Raw genomic sequence first — 23,731 nt, forward strand, 5'->3', positions numbered from 1 at the left:
GCCACGGTGCACGGTCGGCGGCACGGTGGGGCGGTCGCGGGCCGGGATGCGGGTGGCGCGTGGTGGGTGGGGTCCGTGCCTGCGGCCCGGCCGGGGTGTGACAGCGTGACCTGGTGGGTGTGCGCGAGGTCGACCTGGCCGTCGTCGGTGGTGGCGGGGCCGGTTCGCTGGTGCTCGCCGCGCTGGCCCGGCACGAACTGCCGGGGCTGCGGGTCGCCGTGGTGGACCCGGTACGCAAGCACGGCCAGGACCGCACCTGGGCGTTCTGGGGCATCCCCGGCGGTGATCTGGAGCCGATGCTCAGCGCCAGCTGGTCGCGGGTGGAGGTGACCACCGCGGCGGCGACCCGGGTGCTGGAGCTGACCCCGCTGCGGTACGCGATGCTGCGGTCCGCGCCGCTCTACGAGCGGGCTGCCGAGGCGGAGCGGCGGCTCGGTGCGACCCGCCACGACGTGGCGGTGGGGGCGCTCGACGACGACGGCACGGCGGTGACGGTGCGCGACACCGACGGGCGGGCGGTGCTGCGGGCCGGTTGGGTGCTCGATTCGCGTCCGCGTCCGCCCCGCCGGCCCGGCCGGACGGCCTGGTTGCAGCACTTCCGGGGCTGGTGGTTGGAGTCGTCGACGCCGGTGTTCGATCCGGGGCGGGCGGTGCTGATGGACTTCCGTACCCCGCAGCCGGCCCGGGGGGTGTCGTTCGGTTACGTGCTGCCGGTCAGTGACCGGTACGCGCTTGTCGAGTACACCGAGTTCTCCCCGGCGGTGCTCACCGACGCGGGCTACGACGCGGGCCTGCGCGGCTACGCGGGGCTGCTCGGGCTGGACCTGGCGGCGTTGACGGTGCGGGAGGTGGAGGACGGGGTGATCCCGATGACCGACGCGCCGTTCGACGGCCGCCCGTCGCCCCGGGTGGTGCGCCTGGGCACCGCCGGTGGGGCGACCCGCCCGTCGACCGGGTTCACCTTCTCGGCGATGCACCGGCAGGCGGGGCAGATCGCCGCGGCGCTCGCCGCCGGCCGGCCGCCGGTGCCCCGGCCGGCGTACCCGGGGCGGCACCGGTGGATGGACGCGGTGGCGTTGCGGGCGTGGGACTCCGGGGCGGTGGGCGGGCCGGAGTTCTTCGACCGGCTCTTCGACCGGAACCCGGCGTCGCGGGTGCTGCGGTTCCTCGACGGTGCGACGAGCCCGGCGGAGGACGTGGCCCTGATGCGGTCGAGTCCGCTGCTGCCGATGACCTCGGCGGTGGTCGGTGACGCGGTGGGCCGGCTGCGCGCCCGGCTGACCCAGCGCTGAGCCGGCGCTGAGCCGGGGCGGCGGTCAGCCGGCGGCCCGGACCGCGTCGCGGATCAGCGTCCGCAGGCCCTCCATCGGGTCGCCGTCGTTCGCGCCGAGCCGGTTGCGGGTCGCCGCCACCGACAGGCCCAGCTGCGGGTACGCGTAGGCGAGGCTGCCGCCGCTGCCGGAGGTGCCGAACGAGCCGTCGTCGTCGACGGCGTAGCCGAGGCCGAACGCCATCTCCTGCCCGAACACCCACTCGACGCCCCGGACGGCGACGGCGCTGACCTGGCGCAGCCGGTCGGCGGAGATCAGGCGTACCCCGTCGACGTCACCGATGAGCGCGGCGTAGAGCCGGGCGGCGGCGCGGGCGGTGAGGGTGCCCACGGCGGGCACGTCGGCGCGCAGCACGTCGGGTCGGCTGCCGATGGCGGCGTCGGGGTGGACGGCCGGTGGGGCGACGGCGTCGAAGTGCGGCAGGTTGGCGGAGGCGAACGCCATCAGGTCGGCCAGGCCGTTGTCCTCCAGGACGGCCAGCCGGGGCAGGTCGGCGTCGGGCACCCCGAAGAACAGTTCCCCGGTGACGCCCAACGGGGCGGCGACGTCCTCGGCGAGCACGGCGGAGACCGTCCGGTCGGTGACCCGACGGACCACCTCGCCGACCAGCCAGCCGTACGTCCACGCGTGGTAGGCGATCCGTTCGCCGGGTGCCCAGCGGGGCTCCGCGTCGGCGATCAGCGCGCACATCCGGTCCCAGTCGGTGAAGTCGGCGGGGGTGACATCGGCGGGCAGGGCGGGGACCCCGGCGGTGTGGGTGAGCACGTGCCGCAGGGTGACGGTGTGTTTGCCGTGCCTGGCGAACTGCGGCCAGACGTCGGCGACGCGCAGGTCGTAGTCGAGCCGGCCCGCTTCGGCGAGGACGTGCACGACGCTGCTGGTCAGGCCCTTGCCGGTGGAGACGCTGAAGATCGGGGTGTCGGCGGTCAGCGGCCGGCCGGTGGCGGTGTCGGCGGTCCCGGCGGTCTCGTCGACGATCAGCCGCCCGTGCCGGTAGGCCGCCACCTGCACGCCCGCCTCCCGGCCGGAGTCGACGAGCGTGTGCAGGGTCCGGCGTACCTCGGCCCGGAGGGCGTCTTCGTCGATGGTCACGGTCGCCGACTCTGCCAGAGCCGGTCCGGGGTCGCCGCCGCATTTCCGGTCGGTGCCGGCGACGTCGGGTCGCCGGGGTCCGTGTCCCTGCGGTGGTGTCCGGGTGGGGTGCCGGTAGGTTCGGCGGCATGGTGGACGGGGTCGTGGAGATCTGGACCGACGGGGCGTGCAGTGGCAACCCGGGGCCGGGGGGTTGGGGTGTGCTGCTGCGCTACGCCGGGCACGAGCGGGAGCTGTGCGGTGGCGAGGCCACCCCGACCACCAACAACCGGATGGAGCTGACCGCGGCGATCGAGGCGTTGGAGGCGTTGACCCGGCCGGCCACGGTACGGCTGCACACCGACAGCACGTACGTGCGCAACGGCATCACCAGTTGGCTGGCGTCGTGGAAGCGCAACGGGTGGCGTACCGCGGCGAAGCAGCCGGTGAAGAACGCCGACCTGTGGCAGCGGCTGGAGGCGGCCTGTGCCCGGCACGAGGTGAGCTGGCACTGGGTGAAGGGGCACAACGGCCACCCGGAGAACGAGCGTGCCGACGCGCTGGCCAACCGGGGGATGACGCAGGCGCGGGCGGCGGTGGGCGTCGCCCGCTGAGCCCCGGGCCGCCGTGCGCCGACGCCCACCGCGTGGCCGCGACCGCGCCGGGGCCGGTGGCGGCGTGCTACTCGGTGGGCGGGTGGGCGGCCTCCTCCTCGGCGGGGTCGCCCGCACCGGAGACCGCGGCCACGTCGTAGCCGGCGCGGCTGGTCTCCCGGGCCGACAGGTGTTCCTCGGCGGGCAGGTCGGCGAAGTCGTCGCCGGTGTCCCCGCCGTCGCCCAGCGACTCGCCCGGCGGGCGCAGCGACGCCTCGTACGCCGGCACGCCGTCCGGCTCGTCGGTGTCGGCCCGGTCGGTGCGTGGTTGTTCCGTCATGCCGACCTACCTGCCCGCCCTACCGCCCGGCAAACCCACCCACCGGGGGCCGCCGTCAGCGGCGGGGGCGGCGCGGCCGGCGGGCCGGGGTGAGCGGCACCACCGTGATCCAGTGCGCGGGGCGGCGTAGCCGTGTCGGCAGGGCGGTGTGCCGGTCACCCCGGGCCGCCTCAAGCTGGGACTGGTGCAGGAACAGGGTGTCGGACAGGTCGGCCCCGCGCAGATCGGCCCCGCGCAGGTCGGCGCCGGTGACGTCGGCTCGGCGCAGGTCGGCTCGGCGCAGGTCCGCGCCGAGCAGCCGGGCCCCGCGCAGGTTCGCCCCGACCAGGTCCGCGCCGCGCAGGTCCGCGCCGAGCAGCAGCGCGCCCCGTCGGTCGGCCCCGCCGGTGCCGGCACGGGCGGCTTCGCTGGCCGCCGCGAGCAGCGGGTTCACCAGGTCGCGGTGGGCGTCCACGTCGACCGTGGCCAGTTCCTGCCCGGTGCCGCCGGCCAGCGTGTCGGTGGCGTCGCGGGCGGCGCGCAGCTCGTCGTGCAGCGGGCCGGCGGGGGTGAGGGTGAGTGCCTCGGTGAGGTACCAGAGCAGTTCGTGCAGGGGCCGGGTGACGGTGAACGCGGCGAACATGCCGGCGGCGGTGGCCGGGTCGGTGCGCCAGTCCCGACCGGCGAAGGTGACCTGGCTGACCCGCTGGCCGGCGCCGAAGCAGTCGAACACGACGCAGCCGGGGTAGCCGCGTTCGCGCAGCTCGTCGTGGATGCCGCAGCGGGAGTCGGCGCGCAGGTGGTGGCAGGCGCGGCCGGCGGGTTTGTCCCGGGCGAAGTCGGCGGAGGCGGCGAACGCCGGGGCGACGCAGCACAACCCGACGCAGCGGGCGCAGTCCGCCCGCAGCCCGGTGGTGTCGGCCATGCTGTCCGTCGTCTCCCTCGTACGGTGGTGGTTGCCGGCACTGTCCGGGCCGGTCCGCCCCGGCCATTGTCCGCCGGGCTCCGGACCGCCGATCGGGAGGGTCCGCCCGCCGGTCGGGGCGACGGGTACGGCCGGGCGGTCGGGTCGGACGGGAGGGTCGGCGGCACCCGCCGCCCCGGGAGGGTGGGATAGGGTCCGGTCACCGCCTCGGACCCGGGAGTTGCGATGTCCACCGACCACGTCGACGTGCTCATCGTCGGCGCGGGGCTGTCCGGTGTCGGTGCCGCCTGCCACCTGCGACGCACCTGCCCCGACACGACGTACGCGGTCATCGAGGCGCGGGACGCGGTCGGCGGCACCTGGGACCTGTTCCGCTATCCGGGCGTACGCTCGGATTCGGACATGTTCACCCTCGGCTACGCGTTCCGCCCGTGGGCCGCACCGCAGGCCATCGCCGACGGCGAGACCATCCTGCGCTACGTGCGCCAGACCGCCCGGGAGTACGGCGTCGAGGAGCACATCCGGTTCCGGCACCGGGTGCGTCGCGCCGAGTGGGACAGCAGCACCGCCCGCTGGACGGTCCACGTGCACCGCGACGACACCGCCGAGGACATCGTCCTGACCTGCGGATTCCTCTTCTCCTGCACCGGCTACTACCGGTACGACGCCGGTTACACCCCCGACTTCCCGGACATCGGGCGGTACACGGGCCGGCTGGTGCACCCGCAGCACTGGCCCGACGACCTCGACCACACCGGCCGGCGGGTGGTGGTGATCGGCAGCGGGGCCACCGCGGTGACCCTGGTGCCGGCGCTGGCGCGGCGCGCCGGGCACGTCACCATGCTGCAGCGTTCCCCCACCTACGTGATCGCGTTGCCGGCCCGGGACCGGCTGGCCGACGTGCTGCGCCGCCGGCTGCCCGCCCGCGCCGCCCACCGGCTGGTACGCGCCAAGAACGTGCTGTTCGGCACCGTCAACTACCAGCTCGCCCGACGTGCGCCCCGGATGGTGCGGGCGTTCCTGCGGCGGGCCGCGACGGGTCGGCTGCCCGCCGGGTACGACGTGGACAGGCACTTCTCGCCCCGCTACGACCCGTGGGACCAGCGGCTGTGCGTGGCACCCGACGGTGACCTGTTCGAGGCCCTGTCCGCCGGCCGCGCCTCGGTGGTCACCGACACCGTCGAGGCGTTCACCCCCGGCGGTGTCCGGCTCGGCTCCGGCGTCGAGCTGCCCGCCGACATCGTGGTCACCGCCACCGGGCTGCAACTGCTCGCCCTGGGTGGGATGACCCTCAGCGTCGACGGTGTCGACGTCGACCTCGGCGCGACGGTGGCGTACAAGGGGATGATGCTCTCCGGGGTGCCGAACTTCGCGTTGACCATCGGCTACACCAACGCCTCGTGGACGTTGAAGGCCGACCTGGTCGCCACCTACGTGTGCCGGTTGCTGCGTCACCTGGACGCCACCGGCCAGCAGGTCGTCACCCCGGTCGCACCGTCCGACGGCGACCTGTCGCCGATCATCGACCTGCGGTCCGGGTACGTGCTGCGCAGTGTGGACACGCTGCCCCGGCAGGGTGCCCGCGCGCCATGGCGGCTGCACCAGAACTACCTCCGCGACGTCGTGCTGATGAAACACGGTCGGCTCGTCGACGAGGGGGTGCGTTTCTCCCGGGCGACCGCCGACACCCCGGTCGGCTGAGCCCGTCACCCCGTCCTATCGTCTCTTTCCCGCAGCAAGGAGGCCGCGTGCGTAACTTCGACTTCACGGCCGGGACCGCCGTGGTCACCGGTGCCGCCAGCGGAATCGGCGAGGCCCTCGCCCACGGGCTGGCCCGGCGTGGCAGCGACCTGGTCCTGCTCGACCGCGACGGCGACCGGCTCGACGCGGTGGCCGCCGCGGTCCGGGCCGCGCATCCCGGGCGTCAGGTCGACACCCACCTGGTCGACCTGGCCGACCTGTGCACCACCGCCCGGGTCGCCGAGGAGGTCATGGCCCGGCATCCCCGGGTCCGGTTGCTGGTCAACAACGCCGGGGTGGCCCTCGGTGGCCGTTTCGACCAGGTCACCATGGACGAGTTCCACTGGGTCGTCGACATCAACTTCCGGGCGCCGGTGCAGCTCACCCACGCCCTGCTGCCGGCGTTGCGGGCCGAACCCGGCGCGCACCTGGTCAACGTGTCCAGCCTGTTCGGGTTGATCGCCCCGGCCGGGCAGACCGCCTACGCGGCCAGCAAGTTCGCCCTGCGGGGCTTCACCGAGGCGCTGCGGCACGAGTTGGCCGACGACGGCATCGGGGTGACGTCGGTGCACCCCGGCGGCATCGCCACCCGGATCGCCCGCAACGCCCGGGTCGGCGTCGGGGTGCCCCACGAGGAGTTCGACGCGGCGCGGCGGCAGTTCGAGAAGCTGCTGTCCATCCCTGCCGAACAGGCCGCCGAGGTGATCCTGCGCGGGGTCGAACGTCGACGCGGCCGGGTGCTGATCGGCTGGTCGGCGAAGCTGCCCGACCTGCTGGCCCGGGTCGCGCCCGGCTCGTACGGCCGGCTGGTCGCCGCCGGGGTCCGGCTCGCCGGTGGTCCGGGCCCACGGTCGGTGTCGACCGCCCGGGTGGCGGCCCCGGTGCCGGCGGAACTGCCCGCCGGTGAGGTCGCCTGACCACCGGCCGGGGCACGACGCCCCCGACGGCCGGGACGGTGGCGGCGGGAGGACGGCCGGTCAGGGCGGGTTGCCGCCCCGCTTCTCCTCCTGCGCCAGTACCGCCTCCCGGCGTTCCGGGTCGTCGCGGGCGGCCAGTTCCGCGGCCAGCCGCGGGTCGCCGACCAGCCGTTCCCGGTTGTGGTGCAGGAACGCCGCGAACCCGCCGGTGTACGGGCAGGCGAGGTCGCCGAGTTCCCGGTCCGGCTGGTAGCGGCAACCGGTGCAGTAGTCGCTGATCTCGTCGATGTACCGCCCATCCACGGCGTACGGGCGGGTGTCCACCCGGGCCAGGTCGGCGTACTGGCTCATGCCGAGCACCGTCGTGTTCATCACCCACTCGGCGCCGTCGACGAAGCTGCGCTGGAACCAGTCGACCAGTTCGGTGGGCCGCCAGCCACGCTGCAACGCGTGGTTGCCGAGCACCAGCAGCCGCTGGGCGTGGTGCGCCCAGGCCCGGTCCCGCACCCCGGCGAGCACGTCGGCCAGGCAGCGTGCCTCCACCGCGTCGGCGTCGAGGTCCTCGAACCACTGCGGCAGCGGTTCGGTGGCGGCGAGCCAACCGGTGCCCCGGTAGGGCGGGTCGATGTACCAGTAGAGCTGCCAGAGGAACTCCCGCCAGCCGAGCACCCCCCGGACGAAAGCCTCCACCGAGGCCAGCGGGGCGTCGCCCGACCGCCACGCCGCCTCCGCCCGGGACACGGCCGCCGCCGGGTCGAGCAGCCCGAGGTTGAACGCGGCGGAGAGCATCCCGTGCGCCAGCACCGGGTCCTCGGCGCTCATCACGTCGCCGTAGCGGCCGAACGCGGGCAGCCGGTGCCGCAGGAAGTGGGTCAGCCGGTCCTCGGCCTCGCTGGCGGTGGCCGGATGCGAGCGGGGGGCGTCCCGGCCGACGAACCGCACCCCGTCGCGTTCCCACCGGTCCAGGTCGGCCCGCACCTCGGCGTCGATGTCGTCCTCGACGATCGGTGGTGGCGGCGGCACGTCCAGGGTGCGCCCGGGCGGGGCGGTGCGGCCACGGTCGGCCGGACCGGGGCTGGTGAGCACACCGTGGCGGCGCTTGGCGTAGCGGTAGAAGTCGACCATCCGCAGGGGGCCCCGCCGGGGCCGGTCCGCCCAGTCGGTGAAGTCGGCCCGGTCGGTGATGAAACCCCGGGGCGGCAGCACCGTCAGCCCCGGCACGGACCTGACGAAGTCCCGGGTCGCCCTGGTGCTCGGGTGGCAGACCTCGACCGGGCCGTCGACGGCCGCCAGGGCCTCCCGGAACGTCGCGGTGCGCAGCAGCACCGCCCGGTCGCCGAGTTCGGCGGCGCGGTGGCGCAGCGCGCTGAGGATCAGGTGCGCCTTCTGCCGGTGCAGCCGCCGACGCCGGAACAGGTCGGCGACCTCGACCAGCAGCACCGGTTGCTGGTCGTCGTCCAGGAAGTGCGGCCCGAGTTGATCGGCGAGCAGCCACCGGCGGGGAGACATGCGTCGATTGTGCCCAGCCGTCCGGTCACCCCACGTGCCGGGGTCGATCGGTCGCGGTGATCGCCCCTGCCAGCCCGCCCGGCGACGCGCCGTCGGGCCGGGTGCGTCGGGCAGTGGCGCGGGCCACCGGCGGCGCACCCGCCGCCGCCCGCCGCCCCGACGCCGACGCACCATGGTGGTATGACGGATCGTCGTACGCGGATGTCTTGCTGTCGCAGCACGCCGCCGACCAGCCGGTTCCCGGCCCGCTACGGCGACCACGCCGGCCGGGCCGGCGCGGCGGGCGTCGGCCCGGCACGCCGGTGAGCGTGGCCCCCGCACCCATCGTCCGGCGGGCCACCGTGGTCTGGTCGGTGGCCGTCACCGCCTACCTGGCGGCGGTGTTCCACCGCAGCTCCCTCGGGGTGACCGGGGTGGAGGCCACTGACCGGTTCGCCATCAACGCCTCCGCCCTCGCCGTGTTCTCGGTCGCCCAGCTCGCCGTGTACGCGGCCATGCAGATCCCGGTCGGCATGCTGCTGGACCGGTACGGCTCCCGCCGGCTGCTGCTGGCCGGCGGGACGTTGATGGTCGCGGGGCAGCTCTGCTTCGCCGTCGCCACCGACGTCCGGCTCGCCGTCGCCGCCCGGGTGCTGGTGGGCCTCGGCGACGCGATGACCTTCATCAGCGTGCTGCGGATCGTCGCGTTCTGGTTCCCGGGCCGCCGCAACCCGCTGCTGGTGCAGCTCACCGGCATGGTCGGTCAGCTCGGTGCGATCCTCGCGGCGGTGCCGCTGGTGGCGCTGTTGCACCGGGCCGGTTGGACGCCGGCGTTCCTGGTCGCGGCCGGGCTGGGGGCGACGGCGGTGCTGCTGGTGCTCGTCGCCGTCCGGGACGCCCCGCACGTCGGGCCGGGGGTGGCGGTCGCCCCCGCCCTGTCCGCCGTGCGGCGGGAACTCGCCGCGGCCTGGGCCCAGCCGGGTACCCGGTTGGGCCTGTGGACGCATTTCGTCGCCCAGTTCTCCGGGGCCGTGTTCGCGCTGCTGTGGGGTTACCCGTTCCTGGTGCAGGGGCAGGGGTTGACGCCGACGGCCGCCGCGTCGCTGCTCAGTCTGATGACGGTCGGGACGCTGGTCGTCGGGCCGGTGGTCGCCCACCTGTGCGCCCGGTACCCGTTCCACCGGTCGGCGCTGGTCCTCGTGGTCACCGCGGCCAGCGCCGCGGTCTGGGCGGTGGTGCTGGCCTGGCCGGGCCGCTCGCCGTACTGGCTGTTGGTGGTGCTGGTGCTGGTGCTGGCCCTGGGCGGCCCGGGCGCGGTGATCGGTTTCGACTACGCCCGCACGTTCAACCCGGTGCACCGCATCGGCAGCGCCATCGGCATCGTCAACGTCGGCGGGTTCGTCGCCTCGATCGTGCTGGTGCTGGCGATCGGGGTGGTGCTGGACCTGACCACCCCGGCCGGCGCGTCCGCTCCGCCGCTGTCGGCGTTCCGGTGGGCGTTCGCGGTGCAGTACCTGCTCTGGGCGTTGGGCGCGGTCCAGGTGCTGCGCTACCGCAACGCCGCCCGCAGGTGGGTGCGGGCCACCGACCCCGGCCCGTCGGTGACGGCGGTGTGCGTACCGCCGGGGGAGCGGCCCGACGGCGGCGGTGAGCGGCCGGCGGGTGGCGGGTCCGGCGGACCGATGGGTCGGGCGGCATGATCGCGGTAGGTTCGGCGGTGAGCGGGACCCATCCGGCCGTCGGGCCGGCAGGCAGGGAGGACACAGCGTGAGCCAGGAAGTCCGGGGCGTCATTTCACGGAGCAAGGGCGCTCCGGTCGAGGTCACCACGATCGTGGTGCCCGACCCGGGGCCCGGCGAGGCGGTGGTGCGGGTGCAGTCCTGCGGGGTCTGCCACACCGACCTGCACTACCGGGAGGGCGGCATCAACGACGACTACCCGTTCCTGCTCGGCCACGAGGCGGCCGGGGTGGTGGAGCAGGTGGGCGAGGGCGTCACCGACGTCGCCCCCGGTGACTTCGTGGTGCTCAACTGGCGTGCGGTCTGCGGGCAGTGCCGGGCCTGCCGCCGGGGCCGGCCGTGGTACTGCTTCAACACCCACAACGCCGCCCGGAAGATGACCCTCACCGACGGCACCGAGCTGACCCCCGCCCTGGGCATCGGCGCGTTCGCCGAGAAGACCCTGGTCCATGCCGGCCAGTGCACCAGGGTCGACCCGGCGGCCCGGCCCGCCGCCGTCGGGCTGCTCGGCTGCGGGGTGATGGCCGGCCTCGGTGCGGCCATGAACACCGGCCAGGTCACCCGGGGTGACTCGGTGGCCGTCATCGGCTGCGGCGGGGTCGGCGACGCGGCGGTCGCCGGCGCCGTCCTGGCCGGCGCGACCACGATCGTCGCGGTGGACACCGACGCCCGCAAGCTGGACTGGGCGCGCAGGTTCGGCGCCACCCACACCGTCGACGCCTCCGCCGAGGACGCCGTCGAGGCGATCCGGGCCGCCACCGGCGGGTTCGGCGCGGACGTGGTGATCGACGCGGTGGGCCGGCCGGAGACCTGGAAGCAGGCGTTCTACGCCCGGGACCTCGCCGGCACCGTCGTGCTGGTCGGGGTGCCCACCCCGCAGATGACCGTCGACCTGCCGCTGCTGGACGTGTTCGGCCGGGGCGGCGCGCTGAAGTCGAGCTGGTACGGCGACTGCCTGCCTAGCCGGGACTTCCCGCTGCTCACCCAGCTCTACCTGCAGGGTCGCCTCGACCTGGACGCCTTCGTCACCGAGGAGATCGCCCTGGACCAGGTGGAGGCGGCGTTCCACCGGATGCACGACGGGGACGTGCTGCGGTCGGTGGTGGTGTTCCCGTGATCCGGGTCGACCACGCCGTCACTTCCGGCACGTTCTCCCTCGACGGGCAGACCTTCGACGTCGACAACAACGTCTGGGTCGTCGGCGACGACACCGAGTGCGTGGTGCTGGACGCCCCGCACGACGTGGCCGCGATCCGTCGGGTCGTCGGCGACCGGCGGGTGGTGGCGATCCTCGCCACCCACGCCCACGACGACCACGTCCGGGTCGCCCCGGAACTGGCGAAGGTCACCGACGCGCCGATCCTGCTGCATCCCGCCGACCGGGTGCTGTGGGATCTGGTGCACCCCGGGCTGGCCCCGGACGGGGAGCTGACCGACGGGCAGGAGATCACGGTCGGGGACACCGTGCTGCGGGTGCTGCACACCCCCGGGCACAGTCCCGGCGCGTGCAGTTTCCACGCTCCGGCGCTGGGGGCGGTGTTCACCGGGGACACCCTGTTCGCCGGTGGTCCGGGGGCCACCGGCAGGTCGTACAGCGACTTCGCCACGATCGTGGAGTCGATTCGGACCCGGCTGCTCACCCTGCCGGCGGACACGGTGGTGCACACCGGGCACGGCGACGACACCACCGTCGGCGCGGAGGCCCCCCACCTGCAGGAGTGGTTGGCCCGCGGCCACTGAACCGCGGTGGCCGGGCGGCACCCGCCGCCCGGCCGCCGCGGCCTAGGATCGGCCGGGTGACCGACGACGACCGCCCGCCGGGCGTACGACAGCTGCGCCTGGTGGTGGAGGCCGAGGACTACGACGCGGCGGTGGCATTCTTCCGGGACGCCCTGGGCCTGCCTGAGCAGGCCGCGTACTCCGGTGCGGGGGAGGCCCGGGTGGTGATCCTGGAGGCGGGCCGGGCGACCCTGGAGATCGCCAATCCGGCGCAGAAGCGGATGATCGACGACGTCGAGGTGGGCCGTCAGGTGGCCCCGAGGCTACGGCTGGCGGTCGAGGTGGACGACGCCGCCTCCGTGACCGGCCGGCTGGTCGCCGCCGGGGCCACCGAGGTCGCCCCGCCCACCGTCACCCCGTGGCACTCGCTGAACTCCCGCCTCGACGTGCCCGCCGGCCTTCAGCTCACCGTGTTCCAGGAGTTGCAGGATCTCGACGAGCGGTCCACCGCCGACGGCTTCGGCATCGACGGCTGACGTCGGCGCGGAGGCGTCCGCCCGGGACCTGCCGCCGCCCGGTTCCGCCGTCCTGACCCGGTCCACGCCCGCTGGGCGTTGTCGCGCCGCATGGGCGGCTTGTCCGGTATGAGGCCCCGGGGTGTGGGTTGCCGGTGACCCGGGCCACAGCCCGACGTGGCGTGCGCATTTCCGGAATGACGGACAGGGGCGGTGGGTTGTGTTCCCCGTACGCCGGTCAGCACACCTCCGGCCGGCGGGGCAGATCCCCCGAGGCCCGCTCACCCCGGAGCGCGTCGCCACGATCGAAAGGGCAACCATCGTGAAGCCTGACTTCACTCGATGGCTCCCGGCCATCGCGAAGGACCGCAGGACCGCACTGAGCATCGCCGGCGTCGCCGCCCTCGGCGGCCTGGCGTTCGGGCCGGCCGCCGTGGCCGCCCCCGTCACCAGCGGCCCCCACGAGGGCGCCCGCGCCGCGATCGACCTGGCCACCGGCAAGGGCCGGCAGGGCGTCACCGTTGAGTCCGGCCTGACCACCGGCACCCCCACCACCGAGGCGCCGGCCGGCAAGCCGAGCACCGACGACCTCATCCCGCGCGGCGTCGAGGGCGCCCAGTCCCGCGTCCCGCTCGACGACGCGCAACTCGCCAACGCCAGGGAGATCGTCGCCGAGGCCAAGCGCAGCGGCGTGGGCGAGCGCGGTGCGGTGATCGGCGTGGCCACCTCGTTGCAGGAGTCCAAGCTGTACAACCTGGGGCACCTCGGCGCGTACAACGACCACGACTCGCAGGGCCTGTTCCAGCAGCGCCCATCGTCGGGGTGGGGCACGCCCGAGCAGGTCACCGATCCGCGGTACGCCTCCCGGGCGTTCTTCGGCGCGTTGAAGAACGTGCCCGGCTGGGAGGACCTGCCGCTGACCGCCGCCGCGCAGACCGTGCAGGTCTCGGCGTACCCGTACGCGTACGCCCAGTGGGAGCAGCAGGCGGCGGACATCGTCCAGCAGCTCTGGTGACCCGGGCCCGACCGGCCGGTCCCCGCGACGGGGCCGGCCGGTCGGCGTCTGTCCGGGTCAGGCGGGCGCGTCCTCCCGGCGCAGCTTCGCCGACCCGGCACCGACGGAGAACCCGGCGGCCCAGCGGCTCGCGCTGTCGGGGCTGGTCCGGTCGACCAGGTGGTACCAGTCCATCCGGCAGCGCTGCGGGGTCACCTCCAGCACGCCGTAGCCGTGCCCGTCCAGCTCCGTCCACTTCACGTGCGGGTTCGTCGAACGCAGCAGGGTCGCGCCGAGCAGGCTCAGCCCGTTGCCGGCCGGCAGCCCCAGGATGTCGTCGAGGTTGTCGCTGGTCACCGACGGCACCACGAACTCGGCGGCGGCCGGGTTGGTCAACCCCGTCGAGCGGGTGGTCACCTCGCTGGCCCACGAGGTGTGGATGTCGCCGGTGAGGAACACCACGTCCCGGGTGTCGGTGGCCCGCAGGTGGTCGACCAGCCGGTTGCGGTCGGCGTTGTAGCCGTCCCACTGGTCGGGGTTGAGCACCGCGCCGTTCTGCGGGATGCCGAGCAGCTTGGCCAGCGGGCCGAGCAGCCACGCCGGCAGCGAACCCAGGTCGACCCGGGCCATCATCACCGGATTGCCGACCAGTTTCCACTGTGCCGTCGAGCCGAACAGCCCGTCTTCGAGCCACCGTAGCTGGGCCGTGCCGGCGATGGTGCGGGTCGGGTCGTCCACCGCCGTGCCGCCGGCCTGCTGCGACCGGTACGACCGCAGGTCCAGCATGGACAGCTCGGCGAGCCGGCCGAAACGCAACCGCCGGTAGATCGCCCCGTCCGCGCCGATGCGCACCGGCATCCACTCCTGGTACGCCTGCCGGGCGGCGGCGACCCGGTCGGACCACGCGCCCTCGGAGCCCGGGGTGTGGTTCTCCGCCCCGCCCGACCACGCGTCGTTGGCGACCTCGTGGTCGTCCCAGGTGATCACCCAGGGCACGGCGGCGTGCAGCGCCTGCAGGGCCGGGTCGGTCTTGTAGAGCCCGTGCCGGACCCGGTAGTCGGCCAGGGTCAGCGTCTCGTGCTCGGGCACCACCGGGCGGACCACGGTGCCGCCGGCGTCGAACTCGCCGGTGCCGTACTCGTAGAGGTAGTCGCCGAGGTGCACGACCAGGTTGAGGTCGCCCCGGTCGGCCAGCCGCCGGTAGGCCGCGAAGTGCCCGGCCTCCCAGTTCGCGCAGGACACCACGCCCAGCCGCAGCCGGTCGATCGCCGCGTCGGCCGCCGGGGCGGTCATCGTCCGGCCGGTGGGCGACCAGGTGTCGCCGTGGCCGAACCGGTACCAGTACGTGGTGGCCGGGGCCAGCCCGGTCACCGCCACCTTGACGGTGTGGTCGCGGGCGGGGCCGGTCGGTGCCACGCCCTGCGCGGTGACCGTGGCGAAGTCGGGGTCGGCGGCGACCTGCCAGCGCACGTCGACGTCCGGGCCGAGGCCGGAACCGGGCAGCGCCTCGGGGACGGGGGTGACCCGGGTCCACAGCAGAATGCCGTCCGGCAGTGGATCGCCGGAGGCGACCCCGTGCCGGAACGCGCCGGCCGCCGCGTGGGCGGGACCGCTCGCGGCGAGGGTGGCGCCGGCGAGGACGGCGGTGCCGGCGGAGGCGCCGGCAAGGCGCAGTAGGGTACGACGGTCGAGGGTGTTCGTCATGGTCTATGTGTCTACCGGCTGTCGCGGTGCGTCCGCAGCCCCGTGCGGTCAGTGTTCGCCGACGGTTCCCCGGGGGTTGGTGTCGCCCGTGGACGGCGGCTCAGCGACGGTGCGCGGCGCGGTGGTTGAGCACGATGTCGGTGGCGGCGGCGACCAGGGCCAACGCGACGATGCCCATGGCCAGCAGCAGGGAGTGCCGGAACGCGGCGGACCACTGGCCGTCGGTGCTGGCCAGCGACGAGAAGAACAGTGCGCCGACGGCGGCGATGCCGGCGGCGGAGCCGATCCGCTGGCCGGTCTGCAACATCCCGGCCGCGCTGCCCGCCTGCGGCACCGGCACCTCGGACAGGGTCAACGTCTGGTTGGGGGTGATCACCAGGCCGCTGCCCAGCCCGGCGAGCAGCAGCGGCAGCGCGGTGAGCAGCGGGATGGAGCCGTGCGGGTCGCCGCGTAGCACGAACACCACCCCGCCGAGCCCGACCAGCACCATGACCAGCCCGATCCCGACCAGCGGACGGCCGAACCGGGTGACCAGCCGGCCGCCAAGGGCGGCGGCCAGCGCCGACCCGAGGGCGAACGGGGTGATCGCCAGGCCGGCGGTCAACGCCCGGTAGCCGAGCCCGTTCTGCAGGTAGAGGGTGAAGATGAAGAAGATCGCGGTGAAGCCGCCGAAGTAGATGAGCGCGATCACCGCCCCGATCGTGTACGACCGCAGCCGGAACAGCCCCAGGTCGAACAGGGGGGTGCGGGTGCGCCCGTAGCGGTGTTCCCACCATCCGAAGGCGGCCAGGACCACCAGCCCGGCCGGGATCAGCCCCCACTTCCACGGGCTGGGCCACTGTTCCCGCTGCACCAGCGGCAGCAGCAGCAGCGTCACGCCGACGCCGAGCAGCAGCACCCCGACCGGGTCGAGTCGGTGCCGGTCGAGCCGGCCGGCGGCGCGGGTGGGCAGCAGCCGCCAGCCGAGCAGCACCGCCAGCACCCCGACGGGGACGTTGACGAAGAACACCCACCGCCAGCCGTGGTCCTCCCCGCCGAGCTGGATGAGCAACCCGCCCAGCAGGGGGCCGACGGCGGTGGAGATGCCGATGGTCGCGCCGAGCAGGCCGAACGCGCGACCCCGCTCCGCGCCCCGGAACAGTTGCTGGATCAGGCCGGTGACCTGCGGGTTGACCACCCCGGCGGCGACGCCCTGCAGCAGCCGGGCGGCGACCAGCCAGGTCGGGGACTGGGCCAGCCCGGCCAGCGCGCTGGTGACGGTGAACAGGGCGACCCCGACGACGAAGGCGTTGCGGCGGCCCCGGGCGTCGCCGAACCGTCCGGCCGGCACCAGGACCAGCCCGAAGGTCAGCGCGTAGCCGGACAGCACCCACTGCAGGTCGCTCGGGCTGGCCTGCAACGCCCGGTCCATCGACGGGACGGCGACGTTGACGATGCTGACGTCCAGCAGGGTCATGAACGCCGCGACGAGGCCGACGCCGAGGGCCTGCCAGCGGCGGCGGTCGTCGGGGTGGCCGGTCACGGGACCGTCGGTGTCGGGGCGGTCGGGCGCGGACCGGTGATCGGGCATGCCGCAGCGCTACCCGGGGGCCGGTGCGGCAAACCGGGGGGTCGGCGCGGCGCTGCGGCGCTCACGCCGGCTGGCGGGCGCACCAGCGGGGGCCGAAGTCCAGTCCGGCCAGCGGCGAGTCCTCCCGGTGCAGCAGGCCCTTCTCGGTGAGCTGGTGCAGGGGCGCGTGGACGTCCTGCTCGGCCAGCCCCGCCTCCGCGGCGATCAGGTCGGGGTACGGCACCTGGCCGCGCGTCTCCAGCACGCTGACCGCCTCGTAGACGCGTACCTCGACCTCCGACAGACGTACCTGCTGCATGGTGCCCTCCTTGCCGTGACCCCGGCCGGCCGGTCGGGCGGTCCGGGTGGCGCGGCTTACCCGCTGGCCGCCCGACAATGCCTGCCCGACCGCCGGTCGTGCGCGCCCCCGGGCGGGCCGGTGCCCTACCCTGGACGGCATGATCATCTGGGATCTCGTCGTGGTCGGTGCCGGGCCGGCCGGGCTCAGCGCCGCCCGGGAGGCCGCCGCGGCCGGCGTGCGGACGTTGGTGCTGGACCGGGCCGTGCACCCCCGCTACAAGACCTGCGGGGGTGGCCTGATCGGCACCTCGCTGTCGATGGTGGCCGGCCGGATCGAGGTGCCGGCGCACGACCGGGTCGACCGGGTCACCTTCACCCACGACGGCCGGTGGGGCTTCACCCGCCGGCACGGCACCCCGCTGGTGACCATGGTGCGCCGCGACGAGTTCGACGACCGGCTGCGCGCGGCGGCGGTGTCCGCCGGGGCCGAGGTCCGCGAGGGCGTCGCGGTACGCGCCCTCGACCAGGACCCCGACACGGTACGCGTCCGCCTGGCCGACGGCTCCGAGGTGACCGCCCGGACGGTGATCGGCGCCGACGGTTCCGCCGGGGTGACCGCCCGGCACGTGGGCGTCCGGTACGGCCAGGTGGATCTGGGCCTGGAACGGGAGCTGCCGGTGTCGCCCGCGCTGGCTGCCCGCTGGCGGGGACGGCTGCTGCTGGACTGGGGCCCGTTCCCCGGCGCGTACGGCTGGGTGTTCCCCAAGGGGGACCTGCTCACCGTCGGTGTGATCGGGGCCCGGGGCGAGGGCGAGCGCACCCGCGCCTACCTGCACGACTTCCTCGACCGGCTGGGCCTGGCGCAGGTGCCCGCCGCGCACGACTCCGGGCACCTGACCCGGTGCCGGGCCGACGACTCGCCGCTTGCCCACGGCCGGGTGCTGGTGGCCGGGGACGCGGCCGGCCTGCTGGAGCCGTGGACCCGGGAGGGGATCAGCTACGCGCTGCGCTCCGGGACGCTGGCCGGCGCGGCGGTCGCCGCCGGTGACCTGGACCGCTACCCCCGCGACGTGCAGGAGCGCCTGGTGCCGTCGATGCGCGCCGGGCGGCGGATGTTGACCCTGTTCGCCCGCCACCCGGAGCTGTGCCACGCGTTCGTGGCGACCCCGGCCGGCTGGTCGATGTTCGTCCGGTTCTGCCAGGGCCGGCTGAGTTTCGACCGGACCATGGACCGGATGCCGGTGCGGGCCGTGGCGGCGCTGCTAGACCGGCTGCCCGCCCGGGGCCCGCAGCCGGCCGGGTCGCCCGTTCGCTGACCCGCCGGCCGGCGGGCGGGGTCAGGGCACGATCACCGCGCGGCCGTGGATCTCACCGGCCCGCAGCAGGTCGTACGCCTCGGGCGCGCGCTCCAGCGGGAAGGTCTGCACGTCGGCGGCGAGCAGCCCGGCCCGGCCCAGGGCGATCACCTCCTGGAGTTCGGCCCGGGTGCCCCAGAACGGGACCGTGACGCTGGTCCCGAACGGGACCGTGGGCGGCTCGTCGGCGACCGGCCGCACCGGCAGGGTGCCGCCGCCCAACCCGACCAGCAGCAGCCGGCCGCCGGTGGCGACGACGCCGCGGGCGGTGGTGAGGGTGGCGTCCACCCCGACGCAGTCGATGACCACGTCCGCGCCGTCGGGTGCCGGCCCGACCAGTTCCCGGATCCGGTCGACCGTGTCGGGGCCGGCCGGCACCACGTGGTGCGCGCCGACCCGGGTGGCCAGGTCGAGGGCGGCGACGTTGCTGTCCACCGCGATGATCCGCACGGCGGTGGTGGCGGCGAGGATCTGCACCGCCATGTGCCCCAGGCCGCCGATGCCGATCACCACGACCGACGTCCCCGGCCGCAGGGCCGGCCGGGCCAGCTCGATCGCGTGGTACGGGGTCAGCCCGGCGTCGGTCAGCGGCGCCGCCTGGGTCACCTCCAGGTCACCGACGGGTAGCAGCCGGGAGGCGGGCACCACCACGTGCTCGGCCAGCCCGCCGTCGCGGCTGAGCCCGATCCCGCCGACGGGCACGGTGCGGCACTCGTTCTCCCGGCCCCGCAGGCAGCCCCGGCAGGTGCCGCAGCCGATGATCCCGTAGACGGCGACCCGCTCCCCGGCGGACCAGCCGGTGACGCCGTCGCCGAGGGTGTCCACGGTGCCGGCGATCTCGTGGCCGAGGGTGATCGGGGTGGGGTAGAGGCCCGGCGGGGAATCGAGGATGTGCAGGTCGGAGTGGCAGGCACCGACCGCGCCGACGCGTACCAGCACCTCGCCGGGGCCGGGCGTCGGGGTGGGCACCTCCACCTGTTCGAGCACCCCGGGGGCGGTCATCCGTACCGCGCGCATGGTTTCGTCCTCTCGTCGCCGACGGTCCCGCGCGCTTACCCCTCCCGCTGGCCTTGATGCCAGGCGCACAATCCAAGTCATGAGCGAATCGTTGACCGACGAGCAGCACGCTTTCCTGCGGCACGTCCGCTTCGGGGAGTTGCCGCCGCCGGTCCGCCCCGAGGACCGGACGGCGTCGACCGAGACCGACCCGCCCCGGTACCAGCCCGACCCGACCCCCGGCCGGTACGAGCAGGACCTGCGTTCGGGCGGCTGAACCGGCCGCCGGGCCCCGGGGTGCCACCCCGGGGCCCGGCGGCCGGCCGGCGTCGAAGCGACGGCCGGGCGGCTCAGAAGACCGGCACGCCCGCGCGGACCAGCCGCCAGTTCGGCACGAAGAAGTCGGCCGGGTCGATGGTGCCCTTGGCCTGTGCCCAGTCGATGAGCAGCTGGCGGATCTCCTGCTGCGCGTTGTAGACCTGGGTCTTCACGATGCCGGGGAAGTTCCCGCCGCCGCTGCGCCGGTAGTTGTTCACCGCGACCACGAACTGCGCGTCGGCGGCGACCGGGGTGTCGGTGCCGGGCAGCACCAGCCGGGTGATCCGCTGCCCGACCGGCCGGGAGACGTCGACGTCGTAGTCCAGCCCGGAGATCACGTCGTAGTTGTAGTCGGGCACGGCCGGGTCGCTGATCGTCGCCGGGTCGACGGGTGCGCCGACGGGCAGCGTGGTGAAGTACTTCGCCGAGTACTCCAGGTACGCCTTCACCTCGGCGCCGGTGAGCACCACCGCCTCCAGGGTGTTGTCGTAGACGTACAGCCCGGCGACGTCGCGGATGCGCACGTCGCCCTGCGGGAAGACGGCGGTGCGGCTGAACGGCGCGGCGATCGACAGCACCGGCAGCGCCGCGTACGGGCCGCCGGTGAGCGCGGCGGTGACCACCTCGGTCTGCACGTGGTTGATGAAGTCGAGGATCGGGGTGTCCCGGTAACGCGACTCGGCGGCCGACAGTTCCTGCGTGGACCGGGCGACCACCGTGTTGACGTACCCGACGGTCTTGTCGTGCTGGCCCCGCACGGCGGCGAGCACCGTCGGGTCCTCGACCACGGTGTTGGTGTTGAGCATGGTGGCGCCCTTGGCGACGACCTTCCAGCGGCCCCGCTCCCGGGTCAGGGTGAAGTCCATCCGGGTCAGCCGTTGCCCCCACTTGGACGGTTCGGCGGTGAGCACCTGCGCGCCGGTGGCGGTGTTGGTGACGAACTTCTCGACCACCTCGTTGTGGGCGTGGCCGAACAGGATCGCGTCGATGCCGGGGACCTGTTGGGCGATCAACGCCACCGGGTTCTCGTTGGGCAGCTCCGGGCCGTAGCTGGAGGTGCCGCTGTCGCCACCGTGGGCGGAGATGATGACCAGGTCCGCGCCCCGGGCCCGCATGACCGGCACCCATTTCGCGGCGGTCTCCACCATGTCGGGGAAGACCAGCTTGCCCTCGACGTTGCCCTTGTCCCAGATGGCCACCCCGGGGTTGGTCAGGCCGAGGATGCCCACGATCAGGGTCGGCGAGCCGGGGCCGCCGGGCCGCACCCGCTTGAGCACGTACGGCTGGAACGCCGGCCTACCGGTCCTCGCGTTCACCGCGTTCGCGGCCAGCGCCGGGAAGCCCAACTGGTCGATCCAGGTCGCCAGCAGCGGCAGCCCGTAGTTGAACTCGTGGTTGCCCAGCGTCACGGCGTCGTACCGCAGGATGTTCATCGCGCGGGCCATCGGGTGCGTCGCGCCGGTGACGGTGATCGGCTCCTGCTTGGCGTAGTACGTGGCCAGCGGGGTGCCCTGGATGGTGTCGCCGGCGTCGAGGACCAGGGTGGCCCGGCCCCGGCGCTCGGCGCGGATCTGGTTGACCAGGGTGGCGAGCTTGGCGATCCCGACGTCGTTGTGCTTGCTGTCGTCGAACTCGGCGTCGCGGTAGTAGTCCCAGTTGTAGACGTTGCCGTGGGTGTCCGAGGTGCCCAGGACGGTCAGGTCCCAGGTCTTCGGACCCTTCGGGCCCTGCCGCCCGGCCGCCCGGGCCGGCGCGCCGGCGATCAGCGGGGCGGTGGCCGCGGCGGCGGCGACGGCCAGCACCTGACGGCGCGAAGCGCCGGAGGAGGAGGTCATGGGGGTGCCCTTCGACGGGGATGGACGCGCCTCGTAAGCGCCGTTGCGCACCATAACGAGCAGCGGTCACTCCTGCCACAGTGGCCCGCACTGTTCGGCCACCGCGCCGTCGACGGTCACCCGCCTGTCACACGGGCGTCGTCAGGCGCCCGGCGCGGGTTGTTTCCGGCCGGTCCGCGGGGGTAGGTGACCAGGTGACCCAGAAGGGACCAAACCAGACAGGGGAGCCGCACGGTGAGCCAGGACCAGTACACCCCGCAGGACCCGAACGCCCAGTACGGCCACCAGGAGGGTCAACCGGCGCAGCAGCAGTCGACGCCCGGCCGGACCGACCGGATGGGGCCGGAGCCCGACCACGGCGAGTCGTCGTACCGGGGCAGTGACCGGTTGGCGGGCAAGCGGGCCCTGATCACCGGCGGTGACTCGGGCATCGGCCGGGCGGTGGCGATCGCGTTCGCCCGGGAGGGCGCCGACGTGGTGGTGTCCTACCTCGACGAGGACGAGGACGCCGACGCCCGGGAGACGGTCCGGCTGGTCGAGCAGGCCGGCCGGCGTGGGGTCGCGGTGCGCACCGACCTGACCGACGAGCAGCACTGCCGTGACCTGGTCGACCGGACGGTGACCGAACTCGGTGGCCTGGACATCCTGGTGAACAACGCGGCCTACCAGATGGCCCAGGACGACGGCATCGAGGCGATCAGCACCGACCAGTTCGACCGGGTGATGAAGACCAACCTGTACGCGATGTTCTGGCTGTGCCGCAGCGCCCTGCCGCACCTGAAGGAGGGCGCGACGATCATCAACACCACCTCCATCCAGGCGTACGACCCGTCGCCGCCGCTGCTGGACTACGCCACCACCAAGGCGGGCATCGCCAACTTCACCAAGGGGCTCGCCGCGCAGCTCGCCGACCGGGGCATCCGGGTCAACGCGGTCGCGCCCGGCCCGATCTGGACGCCGCTGATCCCGGCGACCATGCCGCCTGAGAAGGTGGAGAAGTTCGGCACCGACACCCCGCTGGGCCGGGCCGGGCAGCCCGCCGAACTGGCCCCCGCGTACGTCTTCTTCGCCTCGCAGGAGTCCAGCTACGTCACCGGGGAGATCCTGGGCGTGACCGGCGGCCGGTTCACCAAGTGATCCACCTGACCGCCGGGCCGGGACGCCGGCCCCGGCCCGGCGGTCAGCGGGGCCAGTCGGCCAGCCGGCGGCGGACCTGCGCGATCCGCGCCGGGTCCAGGCCGTAGCGGGCGAGCCGCCGGTCCGGCAGCCGGTCCAGGTAGCGGCCGGCGGCCCGGACGTCCTCGTCGGCCAGCGCCGGGTCCACCTGCCGGGCCAGCCTCAGCAGCTCGGCGACCGGGTACTGCGCCAGCGCGGCGGCGACGTCGATGTAGTCGCGGGCCTCCCGCCGGTTGACCAGGGCGGCGGTCTTGTTGGCGATCAGGTCGCGGACGTCCATCACCGGGCCGAGGTCCATCACCACCGGCGAGCGGTACCGGTCGAGGCGGGCCAGGCTGAGCCGGATCTGCCGGTCGTCCCGGCCGACCACGAAGTCCCGGATGTCCCGGTCGAAGCCCTCGAACAGGTCACCGAGGTCGCTGTCCGGGTCGGCCGCCGCGACGGTGTACCCGGCACGTTCCAGCGCGGCGCACACCTCCGCCGCCGCGGCCTCGGCGGCCCCCTCCACGTCGGCGAACAGGTCGACGTCCTCGGTGGGGCGGGTGACCAGGCCGTGCGCCGCCCACGCCACCCCGCCGCCGAGGACGAACCGGTGCGGCCCGGCCGCGGTGAGGGCGACCCGGGCGACCTCCCGGTAGAAGTCGTGCAGGTGGGTCACGCGGTCCGCAGACCCCGGTGCCGGCTCTCCCAGGCCGACCGGACCCCCCGGGGCAGGTTGAGCCGTCGCCACACCCGGCGCAGGGTGCGTCCGTCGATCAACGCCCGCAGGTCGTCGGCGCGGGTGGTCTCGCGCAGCACGTTCTCGTACAGCCAGAGCAGGTCGTCCGGGTCGGCCAGGTCGAACGTGCGCTCGCTGCTCCACATCAGCCGCACCGGCAGCTCCACCGTCCCGCCCGTGGGGCCGGTCAGCTCCGCCAGGGTGCGCGCCACCACCACCGGCCGACCCGGCCGGGCCAGCGGGGTGGCGGTCGCCAGGGTGGCCTGCATGCTGTCAGGGTAACGCCGCCGCGACCTGCTCCGGCACGCGGCTTTCCGCAGGACGTCGTCGGCCGGGCCCGTCGCGACCCGGCGGGCACGGCCGACGCGGGGTATCCTGGTGGGCAGGAGCGTCGGTGTGTCCAGTGTCCCCGGGCCTCACCTGAATTGC

23 protein-coding genes are annotated in these 23,731 nt (G+C 74.5%); 12 read left to right on the plus strand and 11 right to left on the minus strand.

Going from position 1 to position 23,731, the window contains the following annotated elements; genetic code table 11:
* The first annotated feature begins 113 nt into the window (after positions 1 to 113).
* Positions 114 to 1,292 (plus strand): lycopene cyclase family protein, encoded by a 1,179-nt coding sequence (locus ACWCHM_RS11595; RefSeq protein ID WP_454222413.1) that lies wholly within the window; start codon positions 114 to 116, stop codon positions 1,290 to 1,292.
* Positions 1,293 to 1,316: 24 nt separating this feature from the next.
* Here the strand turns inward: ACWCHM_RS11595 and ACWCHM_RS11600 are convergent, their stop codons facing one another.
* Positions 1,317 to 2,423 (minus strand): serine hydrolase domain-containing protein, encoded by a 1,107-nt coding sequence (locus tag ACWCHM_RS11600; protein ID WP_454222414.1) that lies wholly within the window; start codon positions 2,421 to 2,423, stop codon positions 1,317 to 1,319.
* 128 nt (positions 2,424 to 2,551) lie between these two features.
* On the opposite strand from ACWCHM_RS11600, the gene rnhA reads away from it, so the two are divergent.
* Positions 2,552 to 3,016, plus strand: a complete 465-nt coding sequence (gene rnhA / locus ACWCHM_RS11605; protein ID WP_454222415.1) for a ribonuclease HI — start codon at positions 2,552 to 2,554, stop codon at positions 3,014 to 3,016.
* 67 nt (positions 3,017 to 3,083) lie between these two features.
* On the opposite strand, the gene ACWCHM_RS11610 is transcribed toward rnhA, so the two are convergent.
* Both ACWCHM_RS11610 and ACWCHM_RS11615 read right to left on the minus strand, forming a co-directional pair.
* Positions 3,084 to 3,335: a hypothetical protein gene (locus tag ACWCHM_RS11610; protein ID WP_204959745.1), complete on the minus strand. Its 252-nt coding sequence runs from the start codon at positions 3,333 to 3,335 to the stop codon at positions 3,084 to 3,086.
* A gap of 55 nt (positions 3,336 to 3,390) precedes the next feature.
* Complete coding sequence (locus tag ACWCHM_RS11615; RefSeq protein ID WP_454222416.1) at positions 3,391 to 4,239, minus strand: pentapeptide repeat-containing protein; 849 nt, start codon at positions 4,237 to 4,239, stop codon at positions 3,391 to 3,393.
* A 225-nt stretch (positions 4,240 to 4,464) separates the two neighbouring features.
* On the opposite strand from ACWCHM_RS11615, the gene ACWCHM_RS11620 reads away from it, so the two are divergent.
* Both ACWCHM_RS11620 and ACWCHM_RS11625 read left to right on the plus strand, forming a co-directional pair.
* A complete protein-coding gene (locus tag ACWCHM_RS11620) occupies positions 4,465 to 5,940 on the plus strand; it encodes a flavin-containing monooxygenase (RefSeq protein WP_454222417.1) in 1,476 nt (491 codons plus the stop codon).
* Between the two features lie 47 nt (positions 5,941 to 5,987).
* Positions 5,988 to 6,896 (plus strand): SDR family NAD(P)-dependent oxidoreductase, encoded by a 909-nt coding sequence (locus tag ACWCHM_RS11625; RefSeq protein ID WP_454222418.1) that lies wholly within the window; start codon positions 5,988 to 5,990, stop codon positions 6,894 to 6,896.
* A 60-nt stretch (positions 6,897 to 6,956) separates the two neighbouring features.
* Here ACWCHM_RS11625 and ACWCHM_RS11630 read toward each other — a convergent pair whose 3' ends face one another.
* Positions 6,957 to 8,405 (minus strand): cryptochrome/photolyase family protein, encoded by a 1,449-nt coding sequence (locus ACWCHM_RS11630; RefSeq protein WP_454222419.1) that lies wholly within the window; start codon positions 8,403 to 8,405, stop codon positions 6,957 to 6,959.
* 56 nt (positions 8,406 to 8,461) lie between these two features.
* Between ACWCHM_RS11630 and ACWCHM_RS11635 the strand changes: the two genes are divergently transcribed.
* From ACWCHM_RS11635 to ACWCHM_RS11655, 5 genes are all read left to right on the plus strand, one after another.
* Positions 8,462 to 10,084: an MFS transporter gene (locus tag ACWCHM_RS11635; protein WP_454222420.1), complete on the plus strand. Its 1,623-nt coding sequence runs from the start codon at positions 8,462 to 8,464 to the stop codon at positions 10,082 to 10,084.
* Positions 10,085 to 10,151: 67 nt separating this feature from the next.
* Entirely contained in the window at positions 10,152 to 11,240 is a 1,089-nt protein-coding gene (locus ACWCHM_RS11640) for an S-(hydroxymethyl)mycothiol dehydrogenase (protein WP_454222421.1), read from the plus strand.
* Entirely contained in the window at positions 11,237 to 11,863 is a 627-nt protein-coding gene (locus tag ACWCHM_RS11645) for an MBL fold metallo-hydrolase (RefSeq protein WP_204959751.1), read from the plus strand. The genes ACWCHM_RS11640 and ACWCHM_RS11645 overlap by 4 nt, the downstream gene beginning before the upstream one ends.
* A gap of 56 nt (positions 11,864 to 11,919) precedes the next feature.
* Positions 11,920 to 12,378 (plus strand): VOC family protein, encoded by a 459-nt coding sequence (locus ACWCHM_RS11650; protein ID WP_307821323.1) that lies wholly within the window; start codon positions 11,920 to 11,922, stop codon positions 12,376 to 12,378.
* A gap of 301 nt (positions 12,379 to 12,679) precedes the next feature.
* Complete coding sequence (locus ACWCHM_RS11655; RefSeq protein WP_454222422.1) at positions 12,680 to 13,372, plus strand: hypothetical protein; 693 nt, start codon at positions 12,680 to 12,682, stop codon at positions 13,370 to 13,372.
* Positions 13,373 to 13,429: 57 nt separating this feature from the next.
* Here ACWCHM_RS11655 and ACWCHM_RS11660 read toward each other — a convergent pair whose 3' ends face one another.
* The 3 genes from ACWCHM_RS11660 to ACWCHM_RS11670 all read right to left on the minus strand — a co-directional run bounded on the left by ACWCHM_RS11660 (position 13,430) and on the right by ACWCHM_RS11670 (position 16,923).
* The gene (locus ACWCHM_RS11660) at positions 13,430 to 15,055 is read right to left on the minus strand and encodes an alkaline phosphatase D family protein (RefSeq protein WP_454222423.1); all 1,626 of its coding nucleotides are present in this window, start codon (positions 15,053 to 15,055) and stop codon (positions 13,430 to 13,432) included.
* 100 nt (positions 15,056 to 15,155) lie between these two features.
* Positions 15,156 to 16,625, minus strand: a complete 1,470-nt coding sequence (locus ACWCHM_RS11665) for an MFS transporter (protein WP_454222424.1) — start codon at positions 16,623 to 16,625, stop codon at positions 15,156 to 15,158.
* A gap of 61 nt (positions 16,626 to 16,686) precedes the next feature.
* A complete protein-coding gene (locus ACWCHM_RS11670; RefSeq protein ID WP_204959755.1) occupies positions 16,687 to 16,923 on the minus strand; it encodes a hypothetical protein in 237 nt (78 codons plus the stop codon).
* 139 nt (positions 16,924 to 17,062) lie between these two features.
* Between ACWCHM_RS11670 and ACWCHM_RS11675 the strand changes: the two genes are divergently transcribed.
* Positions 17,063 to 18,220: a geranylgeranyl reductase family protein gene (locus ACWCHM_RS11675; protein WP_454222425.1), complete on the plus strand. Its 1,158-nt coding sequence runs from the start codon at positions 17,063 to 17,065 to the stop codon at positions 18,218 to 18,220.
* A 21-nt stretch (positions 18,221 to 18,241) separates the two neighbouring features.
* Here the strand turns inward: ACWCHM_RS11675 and ACWCHM_RS11680 are convergent, their stop codons facing one another.
* The gene (locus tag ACWCHM_RS11680; RefSeq protein WP_281897464.1) at positions 18,242 to 19,276 is read right to left on the minus strand and encodes an NAD(P)-dependent alcohol dehydrogenase; all 1,035 of its coding nucleotides are present in this window, start codon (positions 19,274 to 19,276) and stop codon (positions 18,242 to 18,244) included.
* 79 nt (positions 19,277 to 19,355) lie between these two features.
* Between ACWCHM_RS11680 and ACWCHM_RS11685 the strand changes: the two genes are divergently transcribed.
* Positions 19,356 to 19,532, plus strand: coding sequence for a hypothetical protein (locus tag ACWCHM_RS11685; RefSeq protein WP_204959758.1), 177 nt, complete (start codon positions 19,356 to 19,358; stop codon positions 19,530 to 19,532).
* A 73-nt stretch (positions 19,533 to 19,605) separates the two neighbouring features.
* Here the strand turns inward: ACWCHM_RS11685 and ACWCHM_RS11690 are convergent, their stop codons facing one another.
* Positions 19,606 to 21,408: a bifunctional metallophosphatase/5'-nucleotidase gene (locus ACWCHM_RS11690; protein ID WP_454222427.1), complete on the minus strand. Its 1,803-nt coding sequence runs from the start codon at positions 21,406 to 21,408 to the stop codon at positions 19,606 to 19,608.
* 234 nt (positions 21,409 to 21,642) lie between these two features.
* On the opposite strand from ACWCHM_RS11690, the gene ACWCHM_RS11695 reads away from it, so the two are divergent.
* On the plus strand, positions 21,643 to 22,545 hold the full coding sequence (locus tag ACWCHM_RS11695; RefSeq protein ID WP_454222429.1) for an SDR family oxidoreductase: 903 nt from the start codon (positions 21,643 to 21,645) through the stop codon (positions 22,543 to 22,545).
* Positions 22,546 to 22,588: 43 nt separating this feature from the next.
* Here the strand turns inward: ACWCHM_RS11695 and ACWCHM_RS11700 are convergent, their stop codons facing one another.
* Positions 22,589 to 23,242, minus strand: a complete 654-nt coding sequence (locus ACWCHM_RS11700) for a nucleotidyl transferase AbiEii/AbiGii toxin family protein (RefSeq protein WP_204959760.1) — start codon at positions 23,240 to 23,242, stop codon at positions 22,589 to 22,591.
* Positions 23,239 to 23,571 (minus strand): hypothetical protein, encoded by a 333-nt coding sequence (locus ACWCHM_RS11705; RefSeq protein WP_281897471.1) that lies wholly within the window; start codon positions 23,569 to 23,571, stop codon positions 23,239 to 23,241. The genes ACWCHM_RS11700 and ACWCHM_RS11705 overlap by 4 nt, the downstream gene beginning before the upstream one ends.
* Between the last annotated feature and the right edge of the window lie 160 nt (positions 23,572 to 23,731).

It is taken from the genome of Micromonospora sp. SCSIO 07396 (assembly GCF_053667945.1).

Bases quoted from the DNA above. Each gene is read 5' to 3' on its own strand.
- ACWCHM_RS11705 (WP_281897471.1), bottom strand. From the start codon at position 23,571: ATGCAGGCCACCCTGGCGACCGCCACCCCGCTGGCCCGGCCGGGTCGG.
- ACWCHM_RS11670 (WP_204959755.1), bottom strand. From the start codon at position 16,923: ATGCAGCAGGTACGTCTGTCGGAGGTCGAGGTACGCGTCTACGAGGCG.
- ACWCHM_RS11630 (WP_454222419.1), bottom strand. From the start codon at position 8,405: ATGTCTCCCCGCCGGTGGCTGCTCGCCGATCAACTCGGGCCGCACTTC.
- ACWCHM_RS11675 (WP_454222425.1), top strand. From the start codon at position 17,063: ATGATCATCTGGGATCTCGTCGTGGTCGGTGCCGGGCCGGCCGGGCTC.
- ACWCHM_RS11665 (WP_454222424.1), bottom strand. From the start codon at position 16,625: ATGCCCGATCACCGGTCCGCGCCCGACCGCCCCGACACCGACGGTCCC.
- ACWCHM_RS11685 (WP_204959758.1), top strand. From the start codon at position 19,356: ATGAGCGAATCGTTGACCGACGAGCAGCACGCTTTCCTGCGGCACGTC.
- ACWCHM_RS11610 (WP_204959745.1), bottom strand. From the start codon at position 3,335: ATGACGGAACAACCACGCACCGACCGGGCCGACACCGACGAGCCGGAC.
- ACWCHM_RS11690 (WP_454222427.1), bottom strand. From the start codon at position 21,408: ATGACCTCCTCCTCCGGCGCTTCGCGCCGTCAGGTGCTGGCCGTCGCC.
- ACWCHM_RS11615 (WP_454222416.1), bottom strand. From the start codon at position 4,239: ATGGCCGACACCACCGGGCTGCGGGCGGACTGCGCCCGCTGCGTCGGG.
- ACWCHM_RS11620 (WP_454222417.1), top strand. From the start codon at position 4,465: ATGTCCACCGACCACGTCGACGTGCTCATCGTCGGCGCGGGGCTGTCC.
- ACWCHM_RS11680 (WP_281897464.1), bottom strand. From the start codon at position 19,276: ATGCGCGCGGTACGGATGACCGCCCCCGGGGTGCTCGAACAGGTGGAG.
- rnhA (WP_454222415.1), top strand. From the start codon at position 2,552: ATGGTGGACGGGGTCGTGGAGATCTGGACCGACGGGGCGTGCAGTGGC.
- ACWCHM_RS11660 (WP_454222423.1), bottom strand. From the start codon at position 15,055: ATGACGAACACCCTCGACCGTCGTACCCTACTGCGCCTTGCCGGCGCC.